Raw genomic sequence first — 344 nt, forward strand, 5'->3', positions numbered from 1 at the left:
CTTGGCTCGGACAGCGTGACAACCCTGAGTGGTGGCGTATTCACCGAAAACCGCTGGATACAGCGCACGCTCAAGATTGCGCACCAGTCTCTGGGCGATGCGGATGCAGACCAGATAGAGCATATCCTGCGTGCCTCGGCCGCAGGGCAGAACACCCTGTTCCTGCCTGTGCCAGATGCTCCCGCCGCTGTCCTTGCACAAAAAGCCCTGTTCGGGCGGCTAACCGGGGATGACGTGAGTAATCCCTTTGGCGTTGCCGACCGGCATTCCACAACACTGACATTACTGGAGAGCTTGTAAATGGGCATACCCCAAGTTGCAGACCTGGTGCTGGAGAGCGCCAA

General features: G+C 58.7%; 1 pseudogene. It reads left to right on the forward strand.

From position 1 onward, the window contains the following. Positions 1-300, forward strand: a pseudogene (locus HK26_RS13610) (hypothetical protein); the annotation flags it as partial. Positions 301-344 lie beyond the last annotated feature (44 nt).

The sequence above is a fragment of the Acetobacter okinawensis genome, assembly GCF_002153655.1.
Lineage (GTDB): Bacteria > Pseudomonadota > Alphaproteobacteria > Acetobacterales > Acetobacteraceae > Acetobacter > Acetobacter okinawensis_A.